General features: G+C 68.9%; 5 protein-coding genes and 1 pseudogene. 4 read left to right on the plus strand and 2 right to left on the minus strand.

Annotated features, from left to right (window positions below):
* The 4 genes from COGEMETH_RS18330 to COGEMETH_RS18345 form a co-directional block, all read left to right on the plus strand.
* Positions 1-553 (plus strand): SufD family Fe-S cluster assembly protein (locus tag COGEMETH_RS18330; RefSeq protein WP_238184045.1); only part of this gene is annotated, 553 nt, incomplete at its 5' end.
* 168 nt (positions 554-721) lie between these two features.
* Complete coding sequence (locus COGEMETH_RS18335; RefSeq protein WP_238184046.1) at positions 722-1,963, plus strand: cysteine desulfurase; 1,242 nt, start codon at positions 722-724, stop codon at positions 1,961-1,963.
* A 49-nt stretch (positions 1,964-2,012) separates the two neighbouring features.
* Positions 2,013-2,396 carry an SUF system Fe-S cluster assembly protein gene (locus tag COGEMETH_RS18340; protein ID WP_238184047.1) on the plus strand — a complete coding sequence of 128 codons (384 nt, stop codon included), beginning with the start codon at positions 2,013-2,015 and terminating at the stop codon, positions 2,394-2,396.
* A gap of 141 nt (positions 2,397-2,537) precedes the next feature.
* Positions 2,538-2,912, plus strand: a complete 375-nt coding sequence (locus tag COGEMETH_RS18345; protein ID WP_238184048.1) for a HesB/IscA family protein — start codon at positions 2,538-2,540, stop codon at positions 2,910-2,912.
* 28 nt (positions 2,913-2,940) lie between these two features.
* Here COGEMETH_RS18345 and COGEMETH_RS18350 read toward each other — a convergent pair whose 3' ends face one another.
* The gene (locus tag COGEMETH_RS18350) at positions 2,941-4,002 is read right to left on the minus strand and encodes a GGDEF domain-containing protein (RefSeq protein WP_238184049.1); all 1,062 of its coding nucleotides are present in this window, start codon (positions 4,000-4,002) and stop codon (positions 2,941-2,943) included.
* Between the two features lie 252 nt (positions 4,003-4,254).
* Positions 4,255-4,472: pseudogene (locus COGEMETH_RS18355) on the minus strand (DEAD/DEAH box helicase); the annotation flags it as partial.

A 4,472-nucleotide genomic window follows, 5' to 3' on the forward strand; every position in this document is an offset into this window, starting at 1 on the left:
GAACCTGGAGACGGTCAACCTCGTCACCGGCGCCGTGCTCTCGCGCCACCAGATCTACATGCACGTGGCGGGCGAGACCGTGAACGCGGTGGTCAACGGCGCGACGATGCTGGGCCACGGCCAACTCGCCGATTCGACTTTGCTCGCCGACCACGCCGCGGTCGGCGGCATCGGCCGCGAGATGTTCAAGACGGTGATCGACGGCGATTCCACCGGCGTGTTCCAGGGCAAGATCATCGTCCGGCAGGCCGCGCAGAAGACCGACGGCAAGATGAAGTCCGACTGCCTGCTCCTGACCGACGACGGCCAGATGATGAACAAGCCGGAACTGGAGATCTTCGCCGACGACGTCGCCTGCGGCCACGGCGCCACCTGCGGCGCGCCGGACGAGGATCTGCTGTTCTACCTCATGGCCCGCGGCCTGCCGAAGCCGGTCGCCGAGAGCCTCTTGGTGCAGGCCTTCGTGGGCGAGGCGATCGAATCGGTCACGCACGAGGGCGCCCGCGCGGCGCTGATCGGCGAGATCGAGGCTTGGCTCGCGTCGCGGGGGTGAACGTCAGCCCTCCCCCCTCTGCGGGGGAGGGTGCCCGGCGAGGCCAGGGCGGGAGAGGGGAACGCCGTCTTCCGGATAGCGCGCTCCCCTCATCCGACCCGCTTCGCGGGCCACCTTCTCCGCCAGAAGGGAGAAGGATCAGCGGGAATCGAAAGACAGAGCAGACCGATGAACGCACCCGTCCGCCCCCCCTACGACGTCGAAGCGATCCGGGCGCAATTCCCGATCCTCTCCCAAAAGGTCTACGGCAAGCCCCTGGTCTACCTCGACAACGCCGCCTCGTCGCAGAAGCCGCGGGCGGTGATCGACGCGATGGTGGCCTGCATGGAGACGGGCTACGCCAACGTCCATCGCGGCCTGCACTACATGGCCAACGCCGCGACCGAAGGGTTCGAGGGCGCCCGCGAGACCACGCGGCAGTTCCTCAACGCGGCCTCGACCGAGGAGATCGTCTTCACCCGCAACGCGACGGAGGCCTACAACCTCGTCGCCTCGTCCATGGGCTGGTCCGGGCAGATCGGGGAGGGGGACGAGATCATCCTCTCGATCATGGAGCACCATTCCAACATCGTGCCCTGGCATTTCCTGCGCGAGCGCCGGGGCGCCGTGATCAAGTGGGCGCCGGTGGACGACGACGGCAACTTCCTGATCGAGGAATACGAAAAGCTGTTCTCGCCGCGCACGAAGATGGTGGCGATCACGCAGATGTCGAACGTGCTCGGCACGGTCACGCCGGCCGCGGAGATCGTGCGCATCGCCCATGCCCACGGGGTGCCGGTGCTGCTCGATGGGGCGCAGAGCGCCGTGCACCAGCCGATCGACGTGCAGGCGCTCGATTGCGACTTCTTCGTCTTCACCGGCCACAAGGTCTACGGGCCGACCGGCATCGGCGTGCTCTACGGCAAGCGCGAATGGCTGGAGCGGCTGCCGCCCTACCAGGGCGGCGGCGAGATGATCCGCACGGTGAGCCAGGACACGATCACCTACAACGACCCGCCGCACCGCTTCGAGGCGGGCACGCCCGCGATCATCGAGGCCGTGGGCCTGGGCGCGGCCCTCGAATTCATGATGGGCGTGGGCCGCGAGGCCATCGCGGCCCACGAGGCGACGCTGACGGCCTACGCCCAGGAACGGCTCGGCGCGATGAACGCGATCCGGCTGATCGGGACCGCCAAGGGCAAGGGCGGCGTCATCGCCTTCGAGATGAAGGGGGCGCATGCCCACGACATCGCGACCGTGATCGACCGGCAGGGGGTGGCGGTGCGGGCAGGCACCCACTGCGCCATGCCGCTGCTGACCCGCTTCGGCGTGACCTCCACCTGTCGCGCCTCCTTCGGGCTGTATAATACGACGGGCGAGATCGACGTGCTGGCCGAGGCGCTGGCCAGGGCCGAGTTGCTGTTCGCTTGACTTTTTTGGATGTTCGGTCGCGCGTGGGCGGCCGGAGGAGGACGAGACGATGAGTAGCGACGCAGCCATCACGGGGGGTGCCAACACCCCCAAGGTCGAGGGCGCTTCCGCCATCCCGCCGGCCGAACTCGACCGCCTCACCGACGACATCGTCGCGGCGCTGAAGTCGGTCTACGATCCGGAGATCCCGTCCGACATCTACGAGCTGGGCCTGATCTACAAGGTGGACATCGACGACGACAAGAAGGTCGCCATCGACATGACCCTGACGGCGCCGGGCTGCCCGGTGGCGGGCGAGATGCCGGGCTGGGTCGAGACCGCGGTCGCCGCCGTACCGGGCGTCCAGTCCTGCAGCGTGACGATGGTGTTCGATCCCCCGTGGGACCAGAGCCGGATGTCCGACGAGGCCCGCGTCGCCCTCGACATGTGGTGAGGGCTCGGCCGCCGCCGCAGGCCGCACGGCCCTGTCCCGATCTTAACGGACGGTGGACCGGAGCCGTGCGAATGCCTATCTTGGCGGGGTCGCATTGCACATATCCGCCCGGGCCTTGAACCCGGTCGCAGGAGAGGCACGATGTCAGGTTTCAAGGTCGTCACGCTCACCGATGCGGCGGCGGATCGGATCAAGGCCATCATGGCGGACACGGACCGGCCCATCGCCGGCCTGCGGGTCGGCGTCAAGAACGGCGGCTGCGCCGGGATGTCCTACACGATGGAATACGCCGACGCCCGCAAGCCCGGCGAGGACATGATCGAGGACCGGGGCGTCACCGTGTTCATCGATCCGAAGGCGGTGCTGTTCCTGCTCGGAACCCAGATGGACTTCCAGAGCACGAAGCTCGCCTCGCAGTTCGTGTTCAACAACCCGAACCAGACCTCGGCCTGCGGCTGCGGCGAATCCGTCGCGATCACGCCGGTCAACCCGGAGCGCCTGAGCGCGGTCGCCTGATCGTCCGGAGCCGGGCGACGCGCCCGGCTCAGGCCACGTCCGAGAGGTCCGGCGGCGAGACGTCGTCGACGACGCGGTTCCGGCCGGCGCGCTTGGCGGCGAACATGCAGAGGTCGGCGCGCTCCAGCAGCGAGACCGGCGTATCGCCCTTCTGGTACAGGGCGATCCCGAGGGAGACCGTCACCTTGCCCAGCGACTCGCCCGTCGAGCGCTTGACGAGTTCGCGGCCCATGACGCTGGTGCGGACCTTCTCGGCGATGGCGTGGGCGACGCGACGGTCGCAGCCCGGCAGCACGATGCCGAATTCCTCGCCGCCGAAGCGTGCGAGGGTGGCGCCCGCCCCGACGTTCTCCCGCATGACGATGGCCACGAGGCGCAGCACCTGATCGCCAGTGAGGTGGCCGTACTGGTCGTTGAAGCGCTTGAAGCGATCGATGTCGAGGACGATGAGGCTCGACGGCTCGCCCCGCGCGGCCGCGGTCTCGACGGCCTTGCGCAGCATGTCCTCGAACTGCTTGCGGTTGGCCAGGCCAGTGAGCGGGTCCGTCAGGCTCTCGATCCGGGTCGCCTCGAGGGTCTCGCGCAGGGTCTCGATCTCGCTGCGGCTCTCCCGCATGCGCGCTTCGAGGGTCCGGTTGTTGCCGGCGACCTCGCGCGTGGTCGAGACGAGGCTGGCCACGATCTCGCGCAGCCGGACGCGATTGAGGGTCGCGAGGGCGAGATCCTGGCTCAGCACGCGCAGGGACTCGCCGAATTGTGCGGTGGAGCCCAGCGACAAGTCGAGCATCTCCATGATGCCTTCGATCTCCGCGAGCATCGTGACGCTGGTCTCGCCGGCCGCGGCCGCGAGCCGGCGGCCGTCGATATAGGCGTCGTAGAGTTCGTCGATGTCGACGTCCGTCAGCCCTTTGCCCTGGGTCGTCAGCCGCTTGACGGCATCGTTCAGGAGCGGCTGTTCACCAGCCACGTAGGTGTACCAGACCGCGTAGGCGCGCGGCGTGCCCGAGGGCCCGTAATCGCGCATCAGGTCCTGGGCTCGCTGAGCCAGGGCGAAGCTGCGATCGCGATCGATGTGATGCCCCTGACTCATTCACGTCCCGCCGTCATAAGACTCGCCCTCGCCGCAACGCGGCCCGGGAATCGTCTTTCGCGAACATGATAGACCGGCGTGGGTGGACGGAGCGTTAAGTGCGCCTCACGCCCCCATCCACGGGGGCATCGCGTACGAAATCCGTTCGATCGCGTCGCGATGCGGATTTCGGCTTCGCCCGGGCGTCGCCGCGGAAGCCCCGGGACGGATACTGAGCCGGACCGTCCGATACGAGACGGGCCCAGGCCCGGATCACTTGTCCTTCTTCGCAGCCGTCGTGCGGAGGAGGAAGGCCGGAACGTGGTCGCCCAGACCCATCGGCGTGTCGCCGCCGTCGGGGTCGCGCCGGCGCGCATGGCCGCGGTCTTCGCGCGCGGCCGAGACCGCAGGCCGGGCGGGTGCAGGCCGGGTGGGCGCGGGCTCGCGAGGCGGGGCCGCCGCGCGCACCGGTGCCGGCGCCGGCGCCGGCG

Origin of the sequence: Methylobacterium trifolii (assembly GCF_022179685.1) — a bacterium.
GTDB lineage: Bacteria > Pseudomonadota > Alphaproteobacteria > Rhizobiales > Beijerinckiaceae > Methylobacterium > Methylobacterium trifolii.

What these genes read in the sequence shown, in the direction of transcription:
- COGEMETH_RS18335 (WP_238184046.1), top strand. Translation starts at nt 722, where the DNA reads ATGAACGCACCCGTCCGCCCCCCCTACGACGTCGAAGCGATCCGGGCG.
- COGEMETH_RS18340 (WP_238184047.1), top strand. Translation starts at nt 2,013, where the DNA reads ATGAGTAGCGACGCAGCCATCACGGGGGGTGCCAACACCCCCAAGGTC.
- COGEMETH_RS18345 (WP_238184048.1), top strand. Translation starts at nt 2,538, where the DNA reads ATGTCAGGTTTCAAGGTCGTCACGCTCACCGATGCGGCGGCGGATCGG.
- COGEMETH_RS18350 (WP_238184049.1), bottom strand. Translation starts at nt 4,002, where the DNA reads ATGAGTCAGGGGCATCACATCGATCGCGATCGCAGCTTCGCCCTGGCT.